Consider the following 24,095-nt stretch of genomic DNA (forward strand, 5'->3'; position numbering starts at 1 on the left):
CTGAGGTCGAAAAGTCGTCTCTAACGCCGTAAAATTGTAGATCAGCAACCCCACCCCGATGCCGTCTTGCGTTCAACAAGGCAAATCGACATCGAGGCTGACCCCCGAGCGTGTCGCACGCATTCGGGAAGACCCCGTGCTGGAAGACGCGGGTGTCCTCGGGAACGTCGAAGCCGAGCGACTCGACGAACTGTCCCGGCGGGCGGTCGCGACCACGCGAAAGCGGCTGGACAGGGACGTCCAGACCGGCCTCGAGTACGCGTCTTCGACGGGACTCGCCGGGGATAGCGTTCGTCCCGGCGAAGATATCGCCGACCTCGATGCGCTGTCGATCCCGGGTCGTTCGACCGAAACGGTCGAACGGCGTCGTCGCGCCGTCGGTCGCGCCCTGGCCTATCTGCGAGACGAGCAGCGGGCACGACGGTCCGATTTCGTGGAGGCGCTGTACGCGGAGTGTCCCGCCGGCTACGAGACGACCGACGGCTGGTGGCGCTGTCTCAAATCCGGGCTCAAACAGGTCGACGCAGTCGACGGTGGCGACGGAGCGCGCGTCTGGCGGTACCGTAAATAAGTCGCTCGGTTACGAAGACCAATCAGCTGAGCACCACGATCAGCCCGCCTTCGAATATCAGGAACAGTCCGGCCCCCTTAAATAGCGAATGTCCCAGCTCACTGAGATCCGATCTGTCGAACATTCCGAACAGGAGGAGCCAGAATATGGCGTCGCGGAATAGATAGACGATCACACCGCTGACGACCAGAAGACTGCCAACGAATAGGGTCACGTCCATAGCTGCCGATCAGCGCCGGCCCAGTTAGCTAATGACTCCATACCGATCGTTCGGTAACGGTTTCCCGCCGACGGCGATCCAGGCGACTGGCCGCTCAGCGGCGTAGTGACAACTGCACCTATTTACAACTGATCGCACGACAACTGTGCGATCAGGTGTCCAGTGGCTCGCAGTGGCTACGATAGCTGTGCGGAGCGCCGGCCACGTTATCGCTGACGCGGGACCCGAACGGAAGCGACACGGCCAGAACGTGTCGGTATCGAGTAGGGACGATTAAGTATCAGCGGCCCCGACGACGTGGTATGAGTTTGGGACAGCGTGTCTCGAGCGACCACCAACTCGCTCGACTCCTCCAGATCGGCGTGGTACTGGAGGAGGTCGTCGAGTCACGCGCCGCCCACCACCTCGAAACCCTGCCGCCATCCGAGCAGGCTGCAGTCGACGAGGCGGTGCGAGAGTTGCTTACGGAGGCAGCCGAAGAGTCGGCCGAGCACCGCGAGCGGCTCGAGGCGCTGATCGACGATCTCGACGCGGAAACGGTCGCTTACGAGGAAATTAACGCATTGGTCGACGCCCAGTACGGCCCGCCGGAAGATACCGACGGTGTACTCTACGATCAGTTGGCAAACGAGGAGACGGCCTACAAGTTCTACGACGACCTGATCGACGCGATCGAGGCGTCCGACGCCGAGTACGCCATCGATCGGGATCGGCTGCTCGAAACGCTGTACGACATTCGCGAAGAGGAGAAAGAGGGCGTCGAAGAGGTAACGGAGATCATGGAGCACAGAGCATGAGCAGGCCGCTTTACGAAGGATCTGACTCGAACGGCACCGGGTTTCTGACCGGAATTCGACGAGCGCAAGCCCGTACTCATACGGGTACGGGTACGGGTACGGGTACGGGTACAAGTACGAGTACGGGTCCCCGGGACCGAACGCACCGGGGAACGAACACCGCGACAAACGGTCACGACGGAGGGAGGCCATGAATACCGCAGATCAATATCTCAAGGCAATCTATCTCGCACAACGAATCGAAGAGGGACCCGCATCGACCGGCACGCTCGCGGACTTACTCGAGGTCAGTCCGGCAAGCGTCAACGAGATGATCGGCAAACTCGAGGAACGGGAACTCGTCGAACACGAGAAGTACAAGGGTGCGAGCCTGACCGACGAGGGGATCGAGCGGGCCCACAACGCTCTCCAGACCTACTGTATCATCGAGCGGTTTCTCGCGAACGTCCTCGAGGTCGAGGAGTTTCGCGACGAGGCCCGCGCCCTGGAGAGCGTCATCGACGACACGGTCGCCGACCGTCTCGATACGATCATCGATCGACCCGCGGAGTGTCCCGACTGTTTCGACGCCGAGCAGGACTACTGCGAGCATCTCGAGGTTGGCCCCGACGGCTGTGCGGACTGAACTGTCGGCTCGAACGGTCCCTGTCCCAGTTCCAGTCCCGAAACGCATCTTTTCCGTCGATTCCGCTCTCAAGCGCGACGACGACTGATACGGATTGCTGTAACTATGTACCGCCGATCACCGACCCCGTCCCTGGTGATCGGCGGTAGTTGACTACAGTAAACCGTATGATACGAGCTACTGTACCGAGTTCGCGGTGCAACCACGGCGACTGTGGGTGTGCCGGTACTGACGGACGGGAGACCGTCTGACTACTGCGGGTCGCCAAAGTGGACGTACCGACGGCCGACGAGCGCTGCGAGCGCGAGCGCGACGACGACGGTGACACTCAGTCCGTACGGGAGCGTCCACGGGCCGCCGTCGCCCTCCCAGTCGTCCTCGAAGACGGCGGCGTAGTAGGCTGCGATCTCCTCGCCGTGCAACGCCAGGAGGACCTCACGGTTGTTCGTGAACGCGTTCTCGTTCCAGTTTGCACTTCCGACGACGGCGGTCTCCCGATCGATAACGACGCCTTTCGCGTGGATCTTCTCGAATCGATCTGTCTCGTCGACGAGGGCGACCTCGAGCGGGAGCGATTCGTCGGCAGCCAGCCGTTCGAGGTCGTCCGCCAGCGCGTCGTTTTCGTCTTCGTGATACCAGGTGGAATCGAGCAAAATCGTCACATCGACGCCGCGGTGAGCCGCGTCGACCGACGCCTCGAGAACCGACACGTCGCCGTCGATGCTGGCTTGTTTGATGAGGAGGTCGTCCTCGGCCGCGGCTATCAGTTCGACCAGTCGCTCCTCGGCGTTGTCCGGGGCGACGAGCAGTTCCGCGGAGTCGACGGGCAGGGTCGCCGGTTCGTGTTCGGCGGGGAACGAACGAGACGGCGTCGCCGCGCTGTCGTCGTCAACGAACGAGGTATTCGCCCGGAACGCCGCGCCCGACTGGGTATCCCACCCCTCGTGATCGGCGCGGAACACCGACGCGAGGTCGGCCGCGAGCGCTTCGTCTTCGAGGCGAACGCCCCAGCCGCGACTCGAGGCGCCGCCAATACCCGACGGCTTCCAGTTCTCGCTGGTGACCAGCACCAGGTCGTCGGCGACCGCGTACTTCGGGTGATGGTACCGGTAGCGAGCGCCCTCGCCGCCGGTGACGCGAACGTCGACCCCGCCGTCTTCGAGTCGTTCGAGAACCGGCTCGGTCGTTTCAGGAGTGCCGCCGACGGGGCCGGATTCGAGAATGACTGCGACGTCGACCCCGCGGTCGGCCGCCTCGAGGAGGACGCTCGCGGCCTCGCTGGAGGTGAAGGTGTAGCCCGCAAGCAGGAGTCGGTCGTCGGCCTGGCGGATCGTTTCGACGGGGACCTCCGGAGCGTCCGGGAGGACGAACGCCGTGGCCTCGTTGACCTCGCTGCTCGAGACCGGGAGACAGGTCGCGCCTCGCGGGTGCCAGTCCCCGGTCGCGGGCGTCGTCGTTGTGGTTTCGTCGGCCCCGTTTCCGTTTGTCTCCGCGTCGTTGTCTCCGTTCCCGTCTTGGGTCCCGTCACGGTCTCCGTTAGCCCGGAACCACCGCTCCGCAAGCGGTGCACGCTCGTAGGAAACCGCATCGACCGTCGTCGATCCGTTCCGTAGTTCGAGATCATCGCCGTCGACGGCGAGTCGCAGGCTTCCCTCGAGTTCGAGGACCGGCTCGTCGGTCAATCCCTTGGTGACGTTCGGGCTGGTGCTCAACGCGACTCGCCCGGAGACTGTCTCGTTCGGCAGGGCGGCGGTCCTGTGACCGTCAGTTATCGTCCAGTTCTCGAGGCGGGTTTCGGGGGGCGTCGCGAGGACCAGATACTCGCCGACGTTGTCGTGGACAGTGGGGTTCGGATAGAGCTCGACGATTCGGGATGCGGTGGCCTCATCGGTTAGGCCGGGCCGGCCCTGCAAGCCTGCGGGACAGTCGAGCGCATCGGCGGCCCCTCGAGCGGACGCCGGTGTCGAGGAAGCGTCGGCGAGCACGCGCTCACCGGCCACGAATCCAAGCGTCGCCCCGCTAGCGACGAGGGTGACGACGACCAGCGCGACGAGACCAATTCGTCGGAGGGGCATCGGCCGGTCTGGCCGCGCCTTCGGACATAAAGCCTCGGCTGGTCGTCCGCGGCGTCGGTCGGGGTTCAATGAAGCGACGATCCTTCGCGTCGCTACCAGCTGTCACCGTCGAGAACGTTCGAAAAAGGCGTCATACGGTTTACTGTAGTCAATTACCGCCGATCACCAGAGCCGGAGTCGGTGATCGGCGGTAAATAGCTACAGCAATCCGTATCAGAAACCGCTCAGGTCGCCGGCTCGAGGCTCACCTTCTCTGCTTCGGCCTGCACGAGATACGCGCGGTCGTCGCCGTATTCGGCGACGATTTCGAGGGCCTCGGCCGTGCCGATCTGGTTGAGCGCCCACGCGGCGCTGGCGCGGACGCGGTCTTCGTCGTCATCCTCGAGAACATCGGCGAGGGGCTCGATGGCGCGAGTGTCGCCGATCAGTCCCAGCGCGCGAGCGGCCCAGCTGCGGACGTCGGGGTTGTCCTCGACCAGCTGGTTGGCGATCGGCTGGACGGCCGCCTCGGCCCCAATTTCGCCGAGCGCTCTGAACGCCGGTTTCTGGAGATTCGGATTGGAGTCGACGTAGTCCAGCAGGGTCTCGACGACTTCGTCGTCTTCGATGCCGATCTTTCCGAGAATGCGCATCGCCGGCTGATCTCGCCGGTTTGCCTTCTGGAGCATCGCATCGGTGGCCTCCTCGGGACCCATGCGCTCGAGGGCCTCCATGCAGTGTTCCTCCATGAAGTCCGAATCGAACGTTTCGAGGGCCAACAGGATCATGTCGACGTTGCCGCGTTTCTCGTGGACCTTGAGCGCGTGCCACTCCGGCGGGAAGTCCTTGACGTGGTCGAGGACGTCGTAGTAGCCCTCGCGGCGGAGCTGTTCGCGGATTTCGAGGTCGGTCCACTCCGTGGCGTCGTCGATGCCGGTCTCGAGGTCGTCGGTCGCCTCGAGCAGACCGGCGATGGTCTCGGCGTCGTCGTCGGCGCCGAGTTCGGCGGCGTCGACGGCGTCGGCCGCCTCGTCGAGGGTCGCATCGAGCTGATCGGGAACGTCGTCGCCTTCGTCGACCAGGGCGACGGAGCTACCGAGCAGGCCATTCAGATCGTCGAGGAATCCCTCGACGACTTCGATCAGTTCGGCCTTGCCCTCCTCGGTCCAGCGGGTGCCCGTGATCGTTCCGCTGGCGCCGTCGATTTCGTCGATGACGTCTTCGCCGTAGGGGCCGCGTTGGTCTTCCAGGTCGGACTCGAGGTCCGAAACGTCGCTCTCGATGTCGTCGTAGCGATCCTGCAGTTCCTCTTCGGGCGTGATCTCGTCTTCCTCGTCCTCGTCCTCGTCCTCGTCGTCGTCTTCGGTTTCCGGGGGGTCCGGAATTTCGATCGTCTCGAGTTCCTCCCGGAACGATTCGATGTCCGCCTCGACGACGTCCAGGTCGTCCTCGGTCTCGGCCGCCTCGAGGTCGGACTCGAGTGTGTCGACGTCGTCTTCGAACGCCTCGAGCGCCTCGCGGATGGCCTCGAGATCGATCGGGTCCGGTTCCGGTTCCGCTTCCTCGTCGGTCGGGTCGTCCGCTCCGTCAGCGGCTGCCTCGTCATCGCTCATGGTACCACCTTGATCTGGAGATAACGCGGACGCGTGGCAGTGTACATACGTTACGGTCGTCCCAGGAAGGCCCTAAGCGTTTCCATGCAGTTCGGCTTCCGTGCGCCGTTCGCGTTCACCCCAGTAGAACCACGGGCTGAGCAACATGTAGGCGATGCCGAGGGTCAACAGCGCGTAGGGGAACGTCCGGCCGGCGAAAGTAGGGACGAGAATCGCGAGCGCGTGAACGACGCCCATGATGCCGGCGTCTCGAGCCAGCAGGTCGGGGTACTGAACGCGCGAGACCATCAGGTAACAGAACGCGCCCGTGACCGCGAGGACGAGCCACGGCTGGGTTTCGCCGGCAAGGATCGCCGCGCCGAGGATCGTCGCCGCGAGCGTGGTCTGGATACCTTCGGTGTAGTCGCCGGAGACGTCGTACGCCGTGTACATGCCCAGCCGAGTGACGGCCATCGCGACGAACAGCGCACAGACGCCCGTGACGAGGAGCAGTTCGCCGGTCACGGCGTCGAACCCGATCTCGAGGCCGTCGGTGACGACGACGAACGCGAGGACGGCGGGCGCGACGGCGAAGGAGGCGACGTCGGCAAGCGAATCAAGATAGGGGCCGGCGTCGGTGCCGCCGTAGCGGCGGGCGAGGATACCGTCTAAGCCGTCAGCGATGGCCGCGAGCAGGATGAGTCGGGCGGCGAGACCGATGTCGACGAACGCGATAACGACCGCGACGAACCCCAGTCCAGCGTTGGCGATCGTCACTGCGTCGGCGATGCCGAGTCGCCCGACGAACCGGGGAAGCATACTCGCGGATTCGACGGGGAGCTACCTTACGTGTTTTCGTTTCGTCACGCGGTCGACGCGAACGGGTTTCGACGATCGAACCGGGGCGGTTATATCGCGACTGTCCCAACCCGTTCGTATGAACCGGCGCGTCTATCTCGCCGCCGTCGGAACCTCGATTTCCGCCGGACTGGCGGGCTGTTCGACCGTCCGTAGCGTGTTCGACGACGAGCCGTGTCGCGGCGACGAATGCACGATCGGAATGAGCCGCAACGAGTTCCTCCCCGCGGAGTACGAAGCGAGCGTCGGCGAGTCCGTCGTCTGGAAGAATACGAGCGGCGCGGACCACACCGTCACGGCGATCGAGGAAAGCATGCCCGACGGCGCGACGTACTTCGCGACGGGCGGATACGACGACGAGGAGACCGCCCGCGAGGCCTGGCACGACCACACCGGCGGACGCCTCGGCCCTCGAGCGACGTTCGAACACACCTTCGAAATCCCCGGTCGGTACGATTACATCTGCGAACCGCACGTCAAGGGCGGCATGATCGGAACGGTCGTCGTCACCGAGTGAATCCATTCGATCGGTAACCGTTGGCGGCGAGTTCGATGTTCTTCGACGGCGGTTCGGGCCAACCTAGATCCGAATGCCGGCCGTCGATAACAGGCACGTAAAATAACTCTGACTCGAGTTGTTTTTGAGAAGTGTGTGTTTTCAGACAGTTATTGATAGGGTAACGAATCGGCAACTCACGCCCCTGTACCCATATATTCTCGGGAGTTACCCTAATTGTTGGCTAGGGTGTGACACACAGTGATCATAATCCTCCATGTTTATACCTCAGGATGATGGTGAATCACGTATATGTCCGAAACCGGGGCGGAGTCCCGTCCGCTGGTCCGACAGTTTCCCGATCCAACAACCGCGTCGAACGTTCGGTACAACCCGTCGCTCGCGGAGCTTCGCGATCTCGCGGCCGACGACGAGACGACGACCGAGTTCGGGTCGCCGTCGTACGTCAGCGAGTATCGATCTCGGAGCGCCGATCGGACGAAAAACACCGTCGACGACGAGTTCACCGACCGTGACCACGAACTGGTCGACGAAGCGATCGATCTCGCCGCCGATCGCGAGATGCTCTGTGTCGACCGGCTCATGGGACGTCACTCCGAGGCTACCTTCTGCTGTCGGCTCTTCGTTCCCGTCGAGTACGCCCGAATCGCGCTGTCGTGGGCGAAGCTGTTCGAGCCGACCGACGGACGCGACCCCGACCTCTACACCGTTCAGGTACCCGACTACGACGAAACGGCGATCCGCGTACTGCCGGACGAAAACGTGACGACCGTACTGGGCAGCGACTACACCGGCGAGGCCAAGAAGTCGTTCCTGCGGCTGTTCATGTTCAATCTCAAACAGCAGGGCGGCCTCGGTCTCCACGCCGGCAGCAAGCGCGTCCGCGTCCGCGACGCCGACGGCGACGGCGAACTGCAGACCGTCGGTCAGGTGTTCATGGGTCTCTCGGCGACCGGCAAGTCGACGCTAACCTCCCACGGCTGCTGGCTCGAGGGCCCCGAAGACGCCGCGATGTTACAGGACGACGTCTGTGGCCTCCTGCCGGACGGCTCGGTACCCGGCAGCGAGGGCAAGGGGCTGTTCATCAAGACCATCGGCCTCGACGAGGCGGAACAGCCCGAACTGTACGAGGCCGCGACCGACGACTCCGCGATCCTCGAGAACGTCGCCGTCGACGACGACGGCACGGTCGACTTCGATGAGGACCGGTACACCTCGAACTCCCGGGCGATCGTCCAGCGCGAGTGCCTCGAGAGCGCCGACGAGGGGATCGACCTCGAGCGGATGGATCAGGTCTTTTTCATCACCCGCAATCCGCTGATGCCGCCGGTCGCGAAACTCGACGACGAGCAGGCCGCCGTCGCGTTCATGCTCGGCGAGTCGATCGAGACCAGCGCCGGCGATCCGTCCAGAGCCGGCGAATCGATCCGCGTCGTCGGCACGAACCCGTTCATCATCGGGCCCGAGGGCGAGGAGGGGAACATCTTTCAGGACCTCATCGACGAACTCAACGTCGAGTGTTACGTCATCAATACGGGGTATCTCGGCCAGCAGTCCGCGGATATCGGCGTCGAAGAATCCGTGACGATTCTCACCGAAGCCGCCCGCGAGACGATCGAGTGGACCGACGACGATCGAACCGGGCTGACGATCCCCGACTCCGTCCCCGGCCTCGATATCGAGGCCTACTACGTTCCGGACCACGTCGAGAACTACGACGAGGCAGTCGCGGACCTGCGAGCCGAACGTCGCGAGTATCTGGCGCAGTTCGACGAACTCCGCGACGAGATCCTCGACGCGGTCTACTGAGACGAATCGTCGTCGCGTGATACCGGGAATCGATCGAACGAAACCGTCGATCCCCAGTACTGAACGCCAACGGATCGTATGAGGACTCGAGAGGGTAGGCGACGGGCGTGATCTGCCGACGCTCGAGTGACTGGTCGCGGTTCGAAACGACCGTTCGGATCGGTAGACTGTCAGTACGCCAATCGATGTATATATTTACTCAGCAACGAGTAGTCTAGTTATGCTCTGGCAGGATCTGATCTTCGTCTTCGGGAGTCTGTTGACGGTCGTCTTTCTCACGCCCACCGTTCGAAACGTCGATGCGCGCATTCCGCTCGGTACGAGCGTCCCCAAGATGGCGTTGGGCGTCGTCTACGCGCTGACGTTCGCCTCCTTGGGGATGACTCTCGCCGCGGTCGGCGTCTTCGGTACCGGAATCATGTGGGCGCTGGTCGCGAGGTACCGCTCACCTGGCGGCCAGCGGTTCTCACCCGGTCGTCGTGTCGCTCCCGAAACGAACGGACAAGCGACCGCGTCCGGACAGGTCGAGCAGAAGCAGCGACAGGTATAGCCGTCTGGTAGGCGATTCTCATCGCGTCTCGTAGCCTTTCCTTGCAACTATCCGGACCGCGGCTCGAGTGGCCAGAACCTATTAGCGACGGCGACTGTACGCCCCGTTGAGAGGCAGTACTTGCCGGACGGGAATAGCGTTATGTGTGTGTAGTTCTCACAGGCGGGTAATGAGTCCACAGGTACGCACGCCAACCGCCCGCGTCTGCGAACGGTGCGATCGAGCCGAACACTGGGATACCACCCTCGAGGCATGGCAACTCGTCCGTAAGGACGGCGAAAAGCAGGTCGGCAACCCACACTGTCTCCACGAGTGGGATATCAACGGCACGTTCAACCCGGTCGTTCAGAACAAAAGTTAAGCGCCGCCGAGGCGCCCTCCGAGAGTGCGGTTCTTTTTGCTCTCTGTCCCGTCTGCTCGAGTATGCCGACCGTCTACATCACGGCCCCACCGGATCACGCCGACGAAATCGCGACAGCGGTAGTCGAAGAGCGACTCGCAGCCTGCGTCAACCGGCTCTCGACCACGTCCACGTATCGCTGGGACGGCGAGATTCACCACGACGAGGAAATCATTTTACTCGCGAAAACGACGGCCGACGCCTACCCGGAACTCGTCGACCGAGTACGGGAGCTCCACCCCTACGACGTCCCGTGTATCGAGCGCTTCGACGAGAGTGATGTCCTCGAGTCGTTCGCCGAGTGGCGTGCAGAAAGCGTCGAGTGAGCGCGGGAACCGTCCCGAACCCATCCGCGGTGCGTGAGACCGTCACAGGCGACGACTGCCCGAAAAAGCAACCCTTAAAACTCGCGCACGGGTTGTGACGGGTATGGCTGGAACCATCGAAGTGCTCGTTCCGGGTGGCCAGGCCAACCCTGGCCCGCCGCTCGGTCCCGAGCTCGGACCGACACCCGTCGACGTGCAGGCAGTCGTACAGCAGATCAACGATCAGACGGAAGCGTTCGACGGCACGGAAGTGCCCGTCACCGTCGATTACGACGACGACGGCTCCTTCGAGATCGACGTCGGTGTCCCACCGACGGCGGCGCTCGTCAAGGACGAGGCCGGTTTCGAGACCGGCAGCGGCGAACCCCAGAAGGACTTCGTCGCCGACCTCTCCGTCGATCAGGTCAAGAAGATCGCCGAGCAGAAACACCCCGACCTGCTCGCCTACGATACGATCAACGCCGCGAAGGAAGTCGTCGGCACCTGCGCCTCGATGGGCGTCACCATCGAAGGCGACGACGCTCGAGAGTTCAAGGAGAAGGTCGACGGCGGCGAGTACGACGACGTGCTCCTCGACGGCGCCGAAGCGTAGTCGTCTCGAACGTCGACACCGGGCGAGACGGTTTTTTCGAGCGTTTCACCGGGAGCTACGGCGTTTGTGTTTCTTTGATCCGCGCCAGAACGTCCAGATTGTGCGCGACGAAGACGAGGTCGCCGGCCTCGAGTTCGCGGCGACGGCGCTCGAGCCAGCGCGTTCGCTCGTCGGCTTCGAGAGCGTCCGACGCAACGTCCGCGAGCGCCTCGTCGATCGTCTCGAGGACGTGCACAACCACCCGTTTCTCGTCGCTAGAGTAACCGCCGTCGGCGGGCACCACGACCCAGTCCGAGCCGCCGGATGCGAGTACGTCCCAGTCGGATCGCGAAAGCGTCGCCAGCAGCGCCGACCCGGCGCGGCTGCGTCCGCCGTCCCGAATCTCGTCCATGTGGCGATGGTATTGGCGTTCGATCCGCTCGTCCAGTCGGTCTCGAGGGGCGAACGTGGTCCCGCCGTTGAACGTGATCGGCGCGTAGCAAACGCCGCCGTCGACGAGTAGTCCCTCGAGCGCCGGAATCGCGTTCTCGAGGTCGACGATATCGAGTAGTGCGGCCGCAATGACGGCGTCAGCTCGATCATCGATATCGAGGGCGTCGGCGACCTCGAGGGTGATCTCGAGACGCTGATTCGAGTCCGAAGCCGGTTCGTCCGCGGGTCGCGCGACGAGAGTCGTCGATTTCGGAACGTCGTCCCCGCCCCCGCCCTCGACCGTCGCCCCGGCGGGCGACTCGAGCCACTCGACATCGTACCCCGTCGACTCGAGGTGCGCGGGAACCAGTTCTCGAGCCCGTTCGATACTGGCCGCGTCGCGGTCGACGGCGCGGTACGAAACGCGGTCCGGGAGCAGGCTCCAGTCGGCGAGCCGCGCGATCATCGTACCGACGCCGGCTCCGAGTTCGACGATCCGCACGGGCTCCCCGCGAGCCGAAAGCGCCGTCGCGAACTGCTCGAGGACCCGACGGTTCAGTGCGCGGTCGTCGAGCGTTCGCTTGGCCTCGAGGTACGGTTGTGCGGACTCGATCACGGCGAGTCACCTCCGTTGGCGTCGTCGGCTTCGTCGAGACGCCGGCCCAGAAACGCCCGTATTTCGTCCATCGTTTCCGCCCACGAGGGATGCGCGGCCGCCGTCTCGAGCGCCCGCATCCCGAGCGTTGCGAGCCGATCGCGGTCGGCCGCGAGCGCGCCGAGTCGGTCCGCGAGCGAGGACGGATCGGTCGGCTCGACGACGACCCCGTTCCGGCCGTCCGCGACGAACTCGCTCGCGCCGCCGACGCTGCCGGCGACCGGGACGACGCCGTACTCCATCGCCTCGAGATGGACCATTCCGAACCCTTCGTAGCGGGCCGGCACCGCGAGAACGTGCGAACGCTCGAGGATCGACTCGAGTCTGGCGGTCTCGACCTTGCCGGTGATCGTTACCCGGTCGCCGAGTTCGAGCGCACCGATGCGGTCGCGGACGTCGCGAACGTACGCGGGGTCGGCGTCGTGTCTGCCGACGACGGTCAGGTGCCAGTCACGACCCGCCTCGTCGATCCGCGCGAGCGCCTCGAGCAGCGTCACGAGGTTCTTTCTCGGGACGAGGGTTCCGACGAACGCGACCTCCAGCGGGTCCGCGCGAGCGCGCTTCGCGACGGCCTCGCTCGAGAGCGCTGGTTCCTCGTGGCGTCCTGCGGGCGGGGCGACGAGCGTGGGGAGGTCGGTGTCGACGAGCGCCGTCGTCCGCTCGCGGGTGTAACCGCTCGTACAGATCGCCGCGTCGACCGACTCGAGGTAGCGGCGTTCGCGCGCCCGCACTGCCGGGTCGTCTTTCGTCGGGTCGGGCGATCGAAGGAGGTGAACCAGCGAGACGATCGTCTCCGGCCCCTCGAGGTGGGGGTTGTGTTGGACCAGCGCGGGATGGCAGAGTTCGTCCTGTAAGAGCACGTCGTACGGTCGGTCCAGGCGCTCGCGGATCGACGGGGCGGTGTCGCTATTGGGGCGGGCAGAGGTCGTTCGGTCGGAAACGACTCCGGCGGGATCGTCCTCGAGCCGCCGAGGGATCGAGATCACGTCGACGTCGTCCCCTCGATCCTCGAGGGCGGAAACGAGTTGACGGTCGTAGCGGTAGCCGCCCGACGTTTGCTCGAGACCGCCGTAGACGACCAGTCCGATCTTCATTGTGGGTGTGGTTGTCGTTGTGACCGTGACTGCGAGTGAGAGCCTGATCCTCAGAGCGACCGTTCGTGGGCCACGCGGGCTACGTCGTCCTCTTCGATCTCGATCCTGAGTTTGGTCACTCCCTGGGCTTCGAGTTCGAGGCGCTCGAGCAGTCGGTCGCCGAAGACGCGCGCGAATCGCTCGGCGCTCGGGTTCGCGCCCTCGAATGCGGGGAGGTCGTTGAGGGTTCGGTCGCGGTAGAAGTCAGCGAGGTGATCCATCGCGGCGGTCAGATCGTCGATATCGACGAGATACTCGTACTCGTTTAGCTCCGGGCCGCGAACGGTCGCGTCGATCGTGAACCGATGGGAGTGTGGGTCTCCTTCGGGCCCCGGAGCGGGCACCGTCAGATAGTGCTGGGCGACGACGGTGCGGGAGACGGAGACGGTGTACATGCTCGAAGCGACGACGGGGAGTGACTAAATTCCGGCCGTGATCTGCAGTTAGTGAGCCAAGCGGGAGTAGCGGCTGGTTGAAGCGGGGAGCGGTTCAGTCGTAGGTCAACAACACCTGAATCGCCTCGTCGGGCCGTTCCTCGAGCAACTCGTAGGCCTCGCCGGCGTCCTCGAGCGGAATCTCGTGGGTGAACAGCGACGAGACCTCGAGCCGTCGGAGCCAGTCCCAGGCGAGGTTGTGGCGGCGCTCGCGAGACCACCGTCCGGAGAGGCGCGGATCGATCGTGCTCACCTGACTGCTTCGGATCTCGATCCGGTCGCGGTGAAAGCGCCCGCCGAGGTCGAGACGCGCCGGCTTCGTGCCGTACCACGAGCCGACGAGCACGCGCCCGTCGAAACCGGTGGTGGCGATGGCGTCGTTCAACGCGTCGGGATCGCCCGAGAGTTCGTAGGTCAGGTCCGCGCGAGTGCCGGCGATCTCCTCGAAGTCCGCGGGGAACGCGGCCTCGGCCGGATCGATCGACCGATCCGCGCCGAACGATTCGGAGCGCCACCGCCGCTTCGCGTACGGCTCAAACGTGACGAGCGTCTCGAGGGGAGTCCGTGCGAGCAGCGCCGTCGTCAACAGGCCGACGGTACCCTGCCCGACGACGGCGGCGTGTTCGCCCAGAAGCGGTTCGCCATCGAGCAGAAAGGTGACCGCCGTCTCGAGGTTCGCGAACAGGGCGGCTTCCCGCGCCGAGACGCCCGCGGGAATCGTCAGGAGGTCGTCCGGCCGAGCGAGGAAGTGGCTCTCGTGGCCGTTGTACGCGAAGACCTGCCGCTCGAGCCAGTCGTCGGCGACGTTCTCGCCGACGGCGGTGACCTCGCCGACCGCGGCGTAGCCGTACTGGAGCGGAAAGGAGAGGTCCCCGTCGAAGGCCTCGAGTTCCTCGTCGGCCGGGAGGTCGGTGGGCGCCTCACCGCGGTAGATCAACCCCTCGGTGCCGGCGCTGATCGCCGAGACCGTGGTTCGAACGCGGACTTCTTCCGGCCCGGGGTCGGGAACCGGTCGGGACCTGACGGCGACCGTCTCCGGGCCCGTGAAGTAGAGCGTGCGCGCGCTCATCGCTTGGCTCGCCACCGGCGGCGGGAAGACTGGGGGTGTTCGGTTCGATGACGACGGACGTAATCGGTCACGCTGGATCGACGTTCCACGGGGGGCCACTTGGTCGTTTGTACGATCGAGGGAAGTACCGCCCCCGTAGAAACGGGTATGCCGTCCGTACGGCTGATCCTAGGGGATCCGTACGGACGGCGACGAGCCACTGTCGGAGTGGCCCTTGTGCGGAAGAACGACCGATCACGGGCGTGCGGATGGCCCGACGCGGCCGGTCACGGCGAGCCAGTCCCAGCAGAAGTTGGCGAGAAACGGGACCACCAGAAGGGTTGCGAACGCGCGCGAGACGGTGTCACCGGGGATCGGCAACAGCGCGAGCCAGACCGCGAGCATCGCCAGCCCTCCGAGCGGCCGGCGAAGCCGGTTCGGAGGGAGGTCGAATACGGGCTTGCTCTGCCGCTCTCGCCACCACTGACCGGCGACGAACAGGTATCGTGCGACGGCGACGGCGAGAAAGAACCGCGGCAGTGCGCCGTCGACGACGGCGACGAGCGTCCCGACGAGGACGACCAGCCCGTCCGTCTCGACGTCGAGTCGTGCGCCGAAATCGGTGACGGTGTCAGTCGCTCTGGCGATCGCTCCGTCGACCGCGTCGAACGCCGCTGCGGCGGCGAACAGCGCCGCCGGGACCCACGCGATTCCCGACGGCGGCTCCGTTCCAACGAAGCCCGCGAGCACGGCGACTGCCGCACCCCGAGCGACGGTCACCCACGTTGCGATTGTGACGGGTCGATTCGCCGGTCGCCGTGTGCGCTCGAGACCGCCGAGCAGCCGGTAAACGAACGCCGATTCGAGCGTCAGCATCACGCCGACGGCGACGAGGAAACCGGGCGGTGGACCGTCGGTCCACAGCGACTCGAGGGCGACGACCGCGAGCGCGACCATCGCTGCGTTTCCGGCGCTAATGCGAGCCCACCGCGAGCGCGCCCGCCGACGAACGGTCAGGACCGAGTCGTCAGTCATCGCCGTGTCCCTCCTCGAGGGAGTCTACTCGAGCGGTCTCCCGGGGCCAAAGAGTGCCGAGAGGGGAGAAGACGGGTACGGGTGCAGAAGGGGCCTGTAGCAGGGTGTACGCGATCACTCACGGCGATAGAGCACCACCAGTGCGACGAGTAACAGGGCCTGTGCGATCTTATCGACGGCCTCGAGTCCCGAGAGGTCACCCACGCCGGCGGGCCGATTGAGCACGTACCAGAGGACGACCTGTGCACCGGTGAACGGAATCCCGAGCAGGTAGACGAGCCGGCGGCGGTAGTCCAGTACGACGAGCACGACGCCGAGGCCGAAGCCGGCGGTCGCAACGAGAAAGGCACCGCCCATCCAGTGGGGGAGAAAGCCGAGACCGAGCACCAGGTGGACGGCGGCGGTCACGACCGCCAGTCCGATCCCCACCCAGTGTCGCGTCGAGAGCGGCTCGAGGCCGTCACCGAGTCGGTCGCTCGAAGCCGTCATACTGGCGTTATCAACAGGGGTCGAAAAACACCTTTCGCCGAAGCGGTCGGCCTAAATCTTGTTCGCAGGGGGAACGGTGCGTTCGTCGGGTTGGGTCGTTCCACCGGACCGGAACAGGACGCGAACCCCAGCGCCGACGCCGAGTGCGCCGGCTACGATGGCGGCGAGGATGGTAGTCGCCACCGAGACGCCGACGAGGCCGCTGAGGACGCTTCCGACGATGACGCCGGCCCAGAGCTGGTCGCGGCCGAGTCGCGTCGCGATGGATTGGCCGATGGCAACGAAGCCGAGCACCGTCAGTATCGGCAGTACCGTCGCGCCGATGATGACGACCGGAATTCCGAAGAACGTGCCGAGACTCGTGCCGATGATCAGGTACCCCGTGGCCGTGATTCCGCTGACGATGAGGAGGCCAGGCAGGCCGATGCAGAGCGAAATGACCGGACTTCGGCGGGACGTTCCGACCGTCTTCGGCCCGTATCCTTGAGCGAGTCCGAGAAAAACCATCGCGACGACGAGCGTCGCGCCGAACTGGATTCCCGCTCGCTCGAGCGCGCCGAGCGTCTGGTACGTTTCGAAACCGACACCGCTGAGCGCGAGCGGTACCACCCACTCAACGGCGGCTATCTCGAACCCCGTATAAAAATCTGCTGGCCACATATAGCAAGTAGATACTGTCGTGGATGATAGTATTTGCGGTTAGCATCACTGAGAGACGGCAACGCTCTCACGAAACTGTCTAGAGTAGTTATCAAAACGAACGACACAGTAATCACAGAGCCGTCGTCCGATCAGGTGTACAGTGACTTTTGACAGCGAGGGACCGATCTGAAGGCGAGATCCATCCCATTTGCTAGTCAATCACGCGAAAGGCGCCGAGGCGTGCGCTCGGACCAGTTCGACGGGTTTAAGTTCGGCATGCCACTTCGTTCAAGGGAGACAGGCGTTGCCTGTTTCACTGACCCGTAGGAGCACTCCTGCGTACTACGGAGGTGAACGATGGCAGATTCGGATATTGAAACCGCAGTGGCTCGCGCACTCGAGGAGTCGCCCGATCGGAACTTTACCGAGACGGTCGACCTCGCGATTAACTTGCGCGACCTTGACCTGAACGAACCGTCGAACCGTGTAGATGAGTCTATCGTCCTGCCGTCCGGAACCGGCCAGGAAACCCGTATCGTCGTTATTGCCGAGGGTGAAACCGCAGTCCGTGCCGAGGAGGCAGCGGACGAGGTCCTCTCGGAAAGCGACGTGGCCGATCTGGACGACGACGAGGCCAAAGATATGGCCGACGAGACGGACTTCTTCATCGCCGAAGAGGCGATGATGCAAGATATCGCCCGGCACCTGGGTACCATTCTCGGTCCCCGGGGGAAGATGCCGGACCCGCTCGCGCCCGACGACGACGTCGTCGAGACCGTCAACAGACTCAAGAATACCGTGCAGCTTCGCTCCGGTGACCGCCGAACGTTCCACACGCTCGTCGGCGCCGAAGATATGGATGCCGAAAAGATCGCCGACAACATCGACGTCATCCTGCGACGACTGCACGCCGACCTCGAGAAGGGCCCACAGAACATCGATGCCGTCTACGTAAAGACGACGATGGGGCCGTCTCAGGAGGTGGCCTAGAATGAGCGCACAGGCTGAACGCAAAACCGAGAACCTTCCACAGTGGAAGAAAGAAGAAGTCGACGAACTCTCGGAGCTCATCGAGAGCTACGAGAGCGTCGGCATCGTCGGTATCACCGGCATTCCGAGCAAACAGCTGCAGGATATGCGTCGCGACCTGCACGGCACCGCCGAGTTGCGCGTCAGCCGCAACACGCTGCAGGTCCGTGCACTCGAGGACGCCGGACTCGACGACCTCGTCGAGCAGATCGAGGGCCAGGTTGGACTCGTCGGCACGAACGAAAACCCGTTCTCGCTCTACAAGGAGCTCGAGGCGTCGAAGACGCCCGCTCCGATCAACGAGGGCGAGGTCGCCCCGAACGACATCGTCATCCCCGAGGGTGACACGGGTGTCGATCCGGGGCCGTTCGTCGGCGAACTCCAGAGCATCGGTGCGAACGCGCGCATCGAAGACGGTTCCATCCAGGTAATGGAGGATTCGACGGTCCTCGAGGCCGGCGAAGAGGTCTCTGCGGACCTGTCGAACGTCCTCAACGAGCTGGGTATCGAACCGAAGGAGGTCGGTCTCGACCTTCGCGCCGTCATCGCCGACGGCGTGCTCTTCGACCCCGAGGACCTCGACATCGACGTCGAGGCCTACGAGAGCGACGTGGCGACGGCCGCCGCTCGCGCTCGAAACCTCTCGATCAACGCGAGCTACCCGACCGAGGCCACCGCGCCGACGCTCATCGCCAAAGCGACGGGCGAGGCCAAGAGCCTCGGCCTGCACGCTGCGATCGAGGACGAAGAGCTGATGCCCGACCTCGTCTCCAAGGCCGACGCACAGCTGCGTGCGCTCGCGGCCCAGATCGACGACGAGGAAGCCCTGCCTGAGGAACTGCAGGACGTCGACGTGGCTGCCGGCTCGGCAGCCGGCGACGAGGGCGACGGCGAGGACGAATCGGCAGACGACCACACCGAAGACGATGCGGAGGCCGACGCTGACGCCGACACCGACGATGACGACGAAGACGACGAAGACGACGGTGACGGCGCATCCGGTCTCGGCGAGATGTTCGGATAACGACTCCCAACGGAGGATCTAACAATGGAATACGTATACGCTGCACTCATCCTGAACGAAGCGGACGAAGAGCTCAACGAAGACAACCTGACGAACGTACTCGACGCTGCCGGCGTCGACGTCGAAGAGTCCCGAGTCAAGGCGCTTGTCGCCGCACTCGAGGACGTCGACATCGACGAGGCAGTCTCGGAAGCTGCTGCCGTCCCCGCCGGCGGTGCCGCCGCAGGCGGCGCTGCAGCCGGTGGCGCAGCCGACGAGGGTGGCGACGACGAAGAGGTCGAAGAGACCAGCGACGTCCCGGACACGACGGACGAGGACGACGACGAAGACGACGACGCCGGTGGCGAGGGCCTCGGCGAACTCTTCGGCTAAGTCGCGACGCGACGATTTCGACCGATCCCATTTTTCTTGGCCGCTGTGTTCGAACAGCGACTGCGCTGTTCCGCTTGCTCTGGCCCCAGGGACAACGCCCTTACCAAAACCTAACAGCCGGCCGTTCGAGACTCCGGTATGAGCCGATACGTGGGACTCGACTGGGCCGGTTCCGGCTGGGTCGCCGTGATCGACGACGACGACCGCGAGGGAGAGCATCCGTACACCGCCGCGTTCTATCCCTCGATCCTGAACGCGTGGCGGGCGAACCGTCCCGCCGAGCGGATCCTCGTAGATATCCCGATCGGACTGGCCGAGGACGCTCGTCGACAGTGTGACGTCGAGGCTCGAGAAGTACTCGGCGAGAGCCGAAGCAGCGTCTTCTACGCGCCCGTTCGTGACGCGGTCTACGAAGACGAGTACGAGACGGCGGGCGACAGGAACGAGGCGGCGACCGGGAATCGCATCTCCACGCAGGCCTACCACATCTGTCCGGCGATCCGGGAAGTCGACGGCTTGCTCCGCGAACTCGCCGAAGCGCGAGGAACCGTTCGAGAATCGCATCCCGAGGTGTGTTTCGCCGCGCTCGCCGGCGAGTCGGGACTCCCGAAAAAGTCGACCGAGGCGGGACTCAAGCGGCGACGCGAGTTGCTCGAGGCGGAAGGTGCTGACGCGCTCGACCTCGAGTCGTTCGAACGCGAGCACATCGACGACCGGCCGGTCCACGCCCGTCGGCTCCGAGCGGGGAATCGGGACGATTTGCTCGACGCGTTCGTCCTCGCCGTGACCGCGCGCGGCGAGACGGTGTCACTACCCCGGGACCCGCCAACCGATCGGTACGACCTGCGGATGGAGATCGTCGCACCGGCGGGCGTCGAAGCGCTACGGACCTGATCCTCGAGCGACGACGGAGCCGCGAGTTTAACACGGAGGCCGCGGCCAGACAGGCCGATGGCTGTCGCCCCGATCGAGTTCGTCGCCGACCCGTCGGTCTCGCTGCAGTTGTTCGGCTGGATCCTGGCCGGCTCGCTGCTCGGCAGCGTGAGCGGGCTCGTACCGGGACTGCACGCCAACAACTTCGCCCTCCTGCTCGCCGGCTTCGCGCCGTCGATTCCCGGGCCGCCGCTGTTCGTCGGCTGCGGGATGCTCGCCGCGGGCGTCGTGCATACCTTTCTCAACGCCGTGCCCGCGATGGCGCTCGGCGTCCCCGACGCGGAGATGGCCGTGACGGCACTCCCGGCCCACCGGATGGTTCTCGAGGGCCGGGGCTACGAAGCGATCCGGCTCTCGGCGCTCGGGAGCATCCTCGCGGTTCTCGTCGCGATCCCGCTGGCGCTGCCGATCACGTGGGGTGTGACAGCCGCGTATCCGACGATTCGTTCGAATCTTGCGCTCTTGCTTTCGATGGTCGTCATCGCACTGGTCGCCTCGGAGCCGACCTGGCGGGCCCGCCTCGGCGGCTGTTGCTCGTTCGCCCTCGCAGCCGGGCTTGGAGTGCTTACGCTCGATCTCGCGACCGACGCGCCCCTCGAAGCCGGTGGCATGCTCGCACCGCTTTTCGCCGGACTGTTCGGCGCGCCGGTGTTACTCGACGCGATCGTCGGGAGCGGGATTCCGCCACAGCGCGATGATGCGATCGAAATGTCCGGACCGCTCGTCGGGGTGACGGCAATCGCCGGTGCGCTCGCGGGTGCGGTCGTCGGCTACATCCCGGGAATTTCGGCGGCGATCGCCGCCGTCGCGGTTCTCGTCTTCGTTCCTGGTCGCTCCGGTGATCGTGGCTACATCGTCGCGACCAGCGGCGTCGACACGGCGAACACCATCTTTGCGCTCTTCGCGCTGGTTGCTATCGGCCAGCCACGAACCGGCGTGATGGTCGCCTTCGACAGCGTAAACGCACCGCTTGAGCTCCCGATATTGCTCGCCGGAATCGTTTTCGCGGGCCTGTTCGGGTTCGTGCTCGTGATCGTCGTCGGCGACGCGTATCTCGAAATTGTCGGTCGAATGCCGTACTGGAAGATATCGGTCGCCGTGCTCTCACTCCTGCTCGTCCTCTCGTATCTCTTCACGGGTGCCCTCGGTATCGTCGTCTTCGTCGTCGCCGCTGCGATCGGAATGGTTCCGGTGCGGTTTCGAGCCCGACGCGTCCATCTGATGGGGGTGCTGATCGGGCCACTGCTGTTCGCTCTCTAACCGAAGCGCAACGTGAGTTCACTGCCCCACGGCCAACGAGTGGAACCGGGAACGGATAGCCGTCACTCGAGGCTCGAGTCCCGAGCCGCCACCAGTTCCGCGACGCGGTCGCTCGAGACAGGGTTCGTCGTCTCACCGCCCTCCTTGAGCGCCGTTCCGACGATGACGCCGTCTGCGCCCGACTCGAGGCAGTTGCCGACCGTCTCAGTCGTGACGCCGCTACCGACGAAGACGGCGGCGCGGTCGTCTACAGCTCGTTCAGTTTCCACCACCGACGAGACCCGTTCGACGTCCTCGAGCGCAGCCTCCGCTCCGGTTCCCCGCCCCGAGACGATCACGCCGTCGGCTCGGCCGCGCTCGACCGTCTCGAGTGCGGCTTGCTGGATATTGCCTTCGCCGACCGGCGTCGCGTGCTTGACGTGGACGTCCGCCAGGATGGACACGTCGGCTTCGAGTCGGTCCCGAAGCCGCAGCGTCTCGTGGGCGCGGCCCTCGAGTACGCCCTGATCGGTCGCCGCGGCGCCGACGTGGACGTTCACTCGAACGAACGCGGCGTCCGCCGCGGCGGCGATCGAAAGCGCCGCTTCGGCGTCGTTTCTGAGCACGTTGATCCCGACGGGCACGTCGACGGCGCTCGTCAGGCTCGTCGCGAGCGCGGTCATTTCCGCGACGACGTGGGGCGGGACGTCCTCGGGATAGAACGGCGCGTCACCGAAGTTCTCGAGGACGATGCCGTCGATACCGTTCGTCTCGAGGCGGCGCGCGTCCTCGAGCAGTCGAGTGTGGAGGGCGTCTCGATCGCCGTCGAAGGCTGGCGCGCCGGGAAGCGGTGGCAGGTGGATCATCCCGACGACGGGATGGCGCGCGTCGAATCGGTCGAGCAGCGGCGGCGGCGTGGACATACCGACGGTGTCGTCTCGAACGGACAAAGTCGATGCGACTCGACCTGGCTGAAGCTTGGACTCGAGTCCGAGCCGGCAAAGCCGCCCCGTTCACTGGCCTTTTCTCCCGACCGTCGCAAGTGACGTCGATGACCGAACTGTTCTCGCCGCTATCGATGCGCGGCCTCGAGATACCGAATCGGATCGCGGTCTCGCCGATGTGTCAGTACTCCTGCGAGACCGACGGGCTCCCGACCGAGTGGCATCGGGTCCACCTCGGCAGTCGCGCCGTCGGCGGCGCGGGCATCGTGATGACCGAGGCGACCGCCGTCGAGCCGCGCGGTCGGATCACGCCCCACGATCTCGGGATCTGGAGCGACGACCACGCCGAGGCCCTCGAGCCGACGACCGACTTCATTCGCGAGCAGGGTGGAGTGCCGGCGATCCAGCTCGCCCACGCGGGTCACAAGGCCAGCAAGACGCGGCCGTGGGACGGTAACGTGCCGATCGCCCCCGATGACGGGGGGTGGGAAGTGCTCTCGCCGTCGCCCGAGGCCTATCCGCCGTTCGACGGTGAGCGGCCGGCGATGACGAAGGCCGATACGGACGACATAGTGGGTGTGATCGACGCTTATCGGGCCGCGGCCGAACGCTCGCTCGCGGCGGGATTCGAAATCGCCGAAGTGCACGCGGCTCACGGCTACCTGCTTCACGAATTCCTCTCACCGGCGACGAACCGTCGCGACGACGAGTACGGCGGCAGCTTCGAGAACCGGACGCGGATCGTCCGCGAGGTCGTCGACGCCGTCCGGGACGTCTGGCCCGACGATAAGCCCGTCTTCGTCAGAATTTCCGGAACCGACTGGCTCGAGGGGCAAGCGGCGTGGGACATCGATCAGTCCGTTCGGCTGGCGAGCGACCTCGCCGATCTCGGTGTCGATCTGATCGACGTCAGTTCGGGCGGACTCCACCCGGACCAGCAGGTCGCTGCCGGTCCGAACTTCCAGGTGCCGCTGGCGGAGGCTGTCCGCGAGGGGACGAACGTCGCCGTCGGTGCCGTCGGCGGTATTACCGAGCCCGAACAGGCCGATGCGCTGGTTCGAAACGGGCGAGCCGACCTCGTCCTCGTCGGTCGCGAGTTCCTCCGGGACCCGTACTTCGGCGTCCGGGCTGCGGAGGAACTCGAGTCCGAGTCGGCCGATGCATGGCCGATCCAGTATCGGCGGGCCGTCCGGTAACGGCCCGAACTGACCAGGACTCTGAATTTAAACTACCGAACATGGTCGCCTCATCTCCCAGTCGGTGGGAACGGGCTACACCCTTCAATTGTCGTCGTTTATTACTATTCTACGAGAACAGATGACTGATTCCACTCACAGTCGACGCACTATGCTGAAGCTCACGGGCGCCGCAGCGGCAACCGCACTCGTCGCCGGATGTTCCGACGACGACGATAATGGCAACGGAAACGGGAACGGCAACGGCGGCTTCAACATGGAAGCCGGCGAAACGATCGAACTCAACGGCCTGATCGGCGGCTGGGAAGGGATTTCGCCGGACGAAATCGCAGGCGAAGAGAATCCAACGCTCATCCTCGAGGACGGCGAGGACTACGAGATTGGCTGGCCAGAGGGCGACGGCAACGATCACAACATCGAGATCTGGGACGAAAACGACGAACTCGTCGAGGACTACCAGACCGATACGACCACCGATACGGAACCCGGTGACGACCAGATGATCGACATCACGGCCACCGAAGAGATGGCCTACTACGTCTGCGAACCCCACGACAACGCGATGCGCGGCGAAATCCAGGTCGAGTAATCCCGACGCGC

Annotated in this window: 27 protein-coding genes and 1 pseudogene; 16 read left to right on the forward strand and 12 right to left on the reverse strand. The window is 64.8% G+C overall.

All coding sequences use genetic code 11. The features are described 5' to 3' along the window. Nucleotides 1-97: 97 nt before the first annotated feature. Nucleotides 98-571, forward strand: a pseudogene (locus GS429_RS16855) (hypothetical protein); the annotation flags it as partial. 22 nt (nt 572-593) lie between these two features. On the opposite strand, the gene GS429_RS16860 reads toward GS429_RS16855, so the two are convergent. Continuing rightward, on the reverse strand, nt 594-791 hold the full coding sequence (locus GS429_RS16860) for a hypothetical protein (RefSeq protein WP_160066517.1): 198 nt from the start codon (nt 789-791) through the stop codon (nt 594-596). 302 nt (nt 792-1,093) lie between these two features. Between GS429_RS16860 and GS429_RS16865 the strand changes: the two genes are divergently transcribed. Together GS429_RS16865 and GS429_RS16870 are read left to right on the forward strand one after the other, a co-directional pair. Beyond that, entirely contained in the window at nt 1,094-1,588 is a 495-nt protein-coding gene (locus GS429_RS16865) for a ferritin-like domain-containing protein (RefSeq protein ID WP_160066518.1), read from the forward strand. Between the two features lie 190 nt (nt 1,589-1,778). Continuing rightward, nucleotides 1,779-2,213 (forward strand): metal-dependent transcriptional regulator, encoded by a 435-nt coding sequence (locus GS429_RS16870; protein WP_160066519.1) that lies wholly within the window; start codon nt 1,779-1,781, stop codon nt 2,211-2,213. A gap of 251 nt (nt 2,214-2,464) precedes the next feature. Here GS429_RS16870 and GS429_RS16875 read toward each other — a convergent pair whose 3' ends face one another. The 3 genes from GS429_RS16875 to GS429_RS16885 form a co-directional block, all read right to left on the reverse strand. After that, nucleotides 2,465-4,288, reverse strand: a complete 1,824-nt coding sequence (locus GS429_RS16875; protein ID WP_160066520.1) for a phospholipase D-like domain-containing protein — start codon at nt 4,286-4,288, stop codon at nt 2,465-2,467. A gap of 224 nt (nt 4,289-4,512) precedes the next feature. Then, nucleotides 4,513-5,880: a HEAT repeat domain-containing protein gene (locus GS429_RS16880; protein WP_160066521.1), complete on the reverse strand. Its 1,368-nt coding sequence runs from the start codon at nt 5,878-5,880 to the stop codon at nt 4,513-4,515. Nucleotides 5,881-5,952: 72 nt separating this feature from the next. Next, on the reverse strand, nt 5,953-6,678 hold the full coding sequence (locus GS429_RS16885) for a protein sorting system archaetidylserine synthase (RefSeq protein ID WP_160066522.1): 726 nt from the start codon (nt 6,676-6,678) through the stop codon (nt 5,953-5,955). A 118-nt stretch (nt 6,679-6,796) separates the two neighbouring features. On the opposite strand from GS429_RS16885, the gene GS429_RS16890 reads away from it, so the two are divergent. The 6 genes from GS429_RS16890 to GS429_RS16915 all read left to right on the forward strand — a co-directional run bounded on the left by GS429_RS16890 (nt 6,797) and on the right by GS429_RS16915 (nt 10,911). Beyond that, entirely contained in the window at nt 6,797-7,234 is a 438-nt protein-coding gene (locus GS429_RS16890; protein ID WP_160066523.1) for a cupredoxin domain-containing protein, read from the forward strand. Between the two features lie 291 nt (nt 7,235-7,525). Then, complete coding sequence (locus GS429_RS16895) at nt 7,526-9,043, forward strand: phosphoenolpyruvate carboxykinase (ATP) (protein ID WP_160066524.1); 1,518 nt, start codon at nt 7,526-7,528, stop codon at nt 9,041-9,043. Nucleotides 9,044-9,263: 220 nt separating this feature from the next. Further along, entirely contained in the window at nt 9,264-9,593 is a 330-nt protein-coding gene (locus GS429_RS16900; protein ID WP_235920843.1) for a hypothetical protein, read from the forward strand. 169 nt (nt 9,594-9,762) lie between these two features. Then, nucleotides 9,763-9,954, forward strand: coding sequence for an HEWD family protein (locus tag GS429_RS16905; RefSeq protein WP_160066525.1), 192 nt, complete (start codon nt 9,763-9,765; stop codon nt 9,952-9,954). 62 nt (nt 9,955-10,016) lie between these two features. Continuing rightward, entirely contained in the window at nt 10,017-10,319 is a 303-nt protein-coding gene (cutA, locus tag GS429_RS16910; RefSeq protein ID WP_160066526.1) for a divalent-cation tolerance protein CutA, read from the forward strand. A gap of 103 nt (nt 10,320-10,422) precedes the next feature. Then, nucleotides 10,423-10,911, forward strand: a complete 489-nt coding sequence (locus tag GS429_RS16915; protein WP_160066527.1) for a 50S ribosomal protein L11 — start codon at nt 10,423-10,425, stop codon at nt 10,909-10,911. A gap of 55 nt (nt 10,912-10,966) precedes the next feature. Here GS429_RS16915 and GS429_RS16920 read toward each other — a convergent pair whose 3' ends face one another. The 7 genes from GS429_RS16920 to GS429_RS16950 all read right to left on the reverse strand — a co-directional run bounded on the left by GS429_RS16920 (nt 10,967) and on the right by GS429_RS16950 (nt 16,776). Beyond that, complete coding sequence (locus GS429_RS16920) at nt 10,967-11,935, reverse strand: class I SAM-dependent methyltransferase (RefSeq protein ID WP_425438206.1); 969 nt, start codon at nt 11,933-11,935, stop codon at nt 10,967-10,969. Then, nucleotides 11,935-13,071 (reverse strand): glycosyltransferase family 4 protein, encoded by a 1,137-nt coding sequence (locus GS429_RS16925; RefSeq protein WP_160066528.1) that lies wholly within the window; start codon nt 13,069-13,071, stop codon nt 11,935-11,937. Before GS429_RS16925 ends, GS429_RS16920 begins: the two co-directional genes overlap by 1 nt. A gap of 50 nt (nt 13,072-13,121) precedes the next feature. Continuing rightward, complete coding sequence (locus GS429_RS16930; protein WP_160066529.1) at nt 13,122-13,505, reverse strand: 6-pyruvoyl trahydropterin synthase family protein; 384 nt, start codon at nt 13,503-13,505, stop codon at nt 13,122-13,124. Nucleotides 13,506-13,599: 94 nt separating this feature from the next. Then, nucleotides 13,600-14,613, reverse strand: a complete 1,014-nt coding sequence (locus GS429_RS16935; protein ID WP_160066530.1) for a zinc-dependent alcohol dehydrogenase — start codon at nt 14,611-14,613, stop codon at nt 13,600-13,602. Between the two features lie 234 nt (nt 14,614-14,847). Then, nucleotides 14,848-15,627, reverse strand: a complete 780-nt coding sequence (locus tag GS429_RS16940) for a CDP-alcohol phosphatidyltransferase family protein (RefSeq protein WP_160066531.1) — start codon at nt 15,625-15,627, stop codon at nt 14,848-14,850. Between the two features lie 114 nt (nt 15,628-15,741). Next, nucleotides 15,742-16,116: a DUF7475 family protein gene (locus tag GS429_RS16945; RefSeq protein ID WP_160066532.1), complete on the reverse strand. Its 375-nt coding sequence runs from the start codon at nt 16,114-16,116 to the stop codon at nt 15,742-15,744. A gap of 51 nt (nt 16,117-16,167) precedes the next feature. Continuing rightward, nucleotides 16,168-16,776, reverse strand: coding sequence for a hypothetical protein (locus GS429_RS16950; RefSeq protein ID WP_160066533.1), 609 nt, complete (start codon nt 16,774-16,776; stop codon nt 16,168-16,170). Nucleotides 16,777-17,115: 339 nt separating this feature from the next. On the opposite strand from GS429_RS16950, the gene GS429_RS16955 reads away from it, so the two are divergent. The 5 genes from GS429_RS16955 to GS429_RS16975 all read left to right on the forward strand — a co-directional run bounded on the left by GS429_RS16955 (nt 17,116) and on the right by GS429_RS16975 (nt 21,376). Continuing rightward, nucleotides 17,116-17,748 (forward strand): 50S ribosomal protein L1, encoded by a 633-nt coding sequence (locus GS429_RS16955; RefSeq protein WP_160066534.1) that lies wholly within the window; start codon nt 17,116-17,118, stop codon nt 17,746-17,748. Between the two features lies 1 nt (nt 17,749). Beyond that, entirely contained in the window at nt 17,750-18,811 is a 1,062-nt protein-coding gene (locus tag GS429_RS16960) for a 50S ribosomal protein L10 (protein ID WP_160066535.1), read from the forward strand. 24 nt (nt 18,812-18,835) lie between these two features. Next, nucleotides 18,836-19,183 (forward strand): 50S ribosomal protein P1, encoded by a 348-nt coding sequence (gene rpl12p, locus GS429_RS16965; RefSeq protein ID WP_160066536.1) that lies wholly within the window; start codon nt 18,836-18,838, stop codon nt 19,181-19,183. A 138-nt stretch (nt 19,184-19,321) separates the two neighbouring features. Next, a complete protein-coding gene (locus tag GS429_RS16970) occupies nt 19,322-20,077 on the forward strand; it encodes a DUF429 domain-containing protein (protein ID WP_160066537.1) in 756 nt (251 codons plus the stop codon). A 57-nt stretch (nt 20,078-20,134) separates the two neighbouring features. Beyond that, on the forward strand, nt 20,135-21,376 hold the full coding sequence (locus tag GS429_RS16975; RefSeq protein ID WP_160066538.1) for a tripartite tricarboxylate transporter permease: 1,242 nt from the start codon (nt 20,135-20,137) through the stop codon (nt 21,374-21,376). A gap of 62 nt (nt 21,377-21,438) precedes the next feature. Here the strand turns inward: GS429_RS16975 and GS429_RS16980 are convergent, their stop codons facing one another. Further along, a complete protein-coding gene (locus tag GS429_RS16980) occupies nt 21,439-22,278 on the reverse strand; it encodes a BtpA/SgcQ family protein (RefSeq protein WP_160066539.1) in 840 nt (279 codons plus the stop codon). Nucleotides 22,279-22,406: 128 nt separating this feature from the next. On the opposite strand from GS429_RS16980, the gene GS429_RS16985 reads away from it, so the two are divergent. Together GS429_RS16985 and GS429_RS16990 are read left to right on the forward strand one after the other, a co-directional pair. Beyond that, a complete protein-coding gene (locus GS429_RS16985) occupies nt 22,407-23,495 on the forward strand; it encodes an NADH:flavin oxidoreductase/NADH oxidase (RefSeq protein ID WP_160066540.1) in 1,089 nt (362 codons plus the stop codon). Nucleotides 23,496-23,646: 151 nt separating this feature from the next. After that, nucleotides 23,647-24,084: a plastocyanin/azurin family copper-binding protein gene (locus GS429_RS16990; protein WP_235920844.1), complete on the forward strand. Its 438-nt coding sequence runs from the start codon at nt 23,647-23,649 to the stop codon at nt 24,082-24,084. Nucleotides 24,085-24,095 lie beyond the last annotated feature (11 nt).

The sequence above is a fragment of the Natronorubrum halalkaliphilum genome (assembly GCF_009834785.1).
GTDB lineage: Archaea > Halobacteriota > Halobacteria > Halobacteriales > Natrialbaceae > Natronorubrum > Natronorubrum halalkaliphilum.

Coding starts and splice junctions, on each gene's coding strand:
- GS429_RS16930 (WP_160066529.1), bottom strand. CDS start 13,505: ATGTACACCGTCTCCGTCTCCCGCACCGTCGTCGCCCAGCACTATCTG.
- GS429_RS16885 (WP_160066522.1), bottom strand. CDS start 6,678: ATGCTTCCCCGGTTCGTCGGGCGACTCGGCATCGCCGACGCAGTGACG.
- GS429_RS16865 (WP_160066518.1), top strand. CDS start 1,094: ATGAGTTTGGGACAGCGTGTCTCGAGCGACCACCAACTCGCTCGACTC.
- GS429_RS16960 (WP_160066535.1), top strand. CDS start 17,750: ATGAGCGCACAGGCTGAACGCAAAACCGAGAACCTTCCACAGTGGAAG.
- GS429_RS16940 (WP_160066531.1), bottom strand. CDS start 15,627: ATGACTGACGACTCGGTCCTGACCGTTCGTCGGCGGGCGCGCTCGCGG.
- GS429_RS16935 (WP_160066530.1), bottom strand. CDS start 14,613: ATGAGCGCGCGCACGCTCTACTTCACGGGCCCGGAGACGGTCGCCGTC.
- GS429_RS16950 (WP_160066533.1), bottom strand. CDS start 16,776: ATGTGGCCAGCAGATTTTTATACGGGGTTCGAGATAGCCGCCGTTGAG.
- GS429_RS16915 (WP_160066527.1), top strand. CDS start 10,423: ATGGCTGGAACCATCGAAGTGCTCGTTCCGGGTGGCCAGGCCAACCCT.
- GS429_RS16890 (WP_160066523.1), top strand. CDS start 6,797: ATGAACCGGCGCGTCTATCTCGCCGCCGTCGGAACCTCGATTTCCGCC.
- GS429_RS16975 (WP_160066538.1), top strand. CDS start 20,135: ATGGCTGTCGCCCCGATCGAGTTCGTCGCCGACCCGTCGGTCTCGCTG.
- GS429_RS16980 (WP_160066539.1), bottom strand. CDS start 22,278: ATGTCCACGCCGCCGCCGCTGCTCGACCGATTCGACGCGCGCCATCCC.
- GS429_RS16880 (WP_160066521.1), bottom strand. CDS start 5,880: ATGAGCGATGACGAGGCAGCCGCTGACGGAGCGGACGACCCGACCGAC.
- GS429_RS16990 (WP_235920844.1), top strand. CDS start 23,647: ATGCTGAAGCTCACGGGCGCCGCAGCGGCAACCGCACTCGTCGCCGGA.
- GS429_RS16905 (WP_160066525.1), top strand. CDS start 9,763: ATGAGTCCACAGGTACGCACGCCAACCGCCCGCGTCTGCGAACGGTGC.
- GS429_RS16955 (WP_160066534.1), top strand. CDS start 17,116: ATGGCAGATTCGGATATTGAAACCGCAGTGGCTCGCGCACTCGAGGAG.
- GS429_RS16985 (WP_160066540.1), top strand. CDS start 22,407: ATGACCGAACTGTTCTCGCCGCTATCGATGCGCGGCCTCGAGATACCG.
- GS429_RS16875 (WP_160066520.1), bottom strand. CDS start 4,288: ATGCCCCTCCGACGAATTGGTCTCGTCGCGCTGGTCGTCGTCACCCTC.
- GS429_RS16870 (WP_160066519.1), top strand. CDS start 1,779: ATGAATACCGCAGATCAATATCTCAAGGCAATCTATCTCGCACAACGA.
- GS429_RS16895 (WP_160066524.1), top strand. CDS start 7,526: ATGTCCGAAACCGGGGCGGAGTCCCGTCCGCTGGTCCGACAGTTTCCC.
- rpl12p (WP_160066536.1), top strand. CDS start 18,836: ATGGAATACGTATACGCTGCACTCATCCTGAACGAAGCGGACGAAGAG.
- GS429_RS16970 (WP_160066537.1), top strand. CDS start 19,322: ATGAGCCGATACGTGGGACTCGACTGGGCCGGTTCCGGCTGGGTCGCC.
- GS429_RS16900 (WP_235920843.1), top strand. CDS start 9,264: ATGCTCTGGCAGGATCTGATCTTCGTCTTCGGGAGTCTGTTGACGGTC.
- GS429_RS16945 (WP_160066532.1), bottom strand. CDS start 16,116: ATGACGGCTTCGAGCGACCGACTCGGTGACGGCCTCGAGCCGCTCTCG.
- GS429_RS16860 (WP_160066517.1), bottom strand. CDS start 791: ATGGACGTGACCCTATTCGTTGGCAGTCTTCTGGTCGTCAGCGGTGTG.
- GS429_RS16925 (WP_160066528.1), bottom strand. CDS start 13,071: ATGAAGATCGGACTGGTCGTCTACGGCGGTCTCGAGCAAACGTCGGGC.
- cutA (WP_160066526.1), top strand. CDS start 10,017: ATGCCGACCGTCTACATCACGGCCCCACCGGATCACGCCGACGAAATC.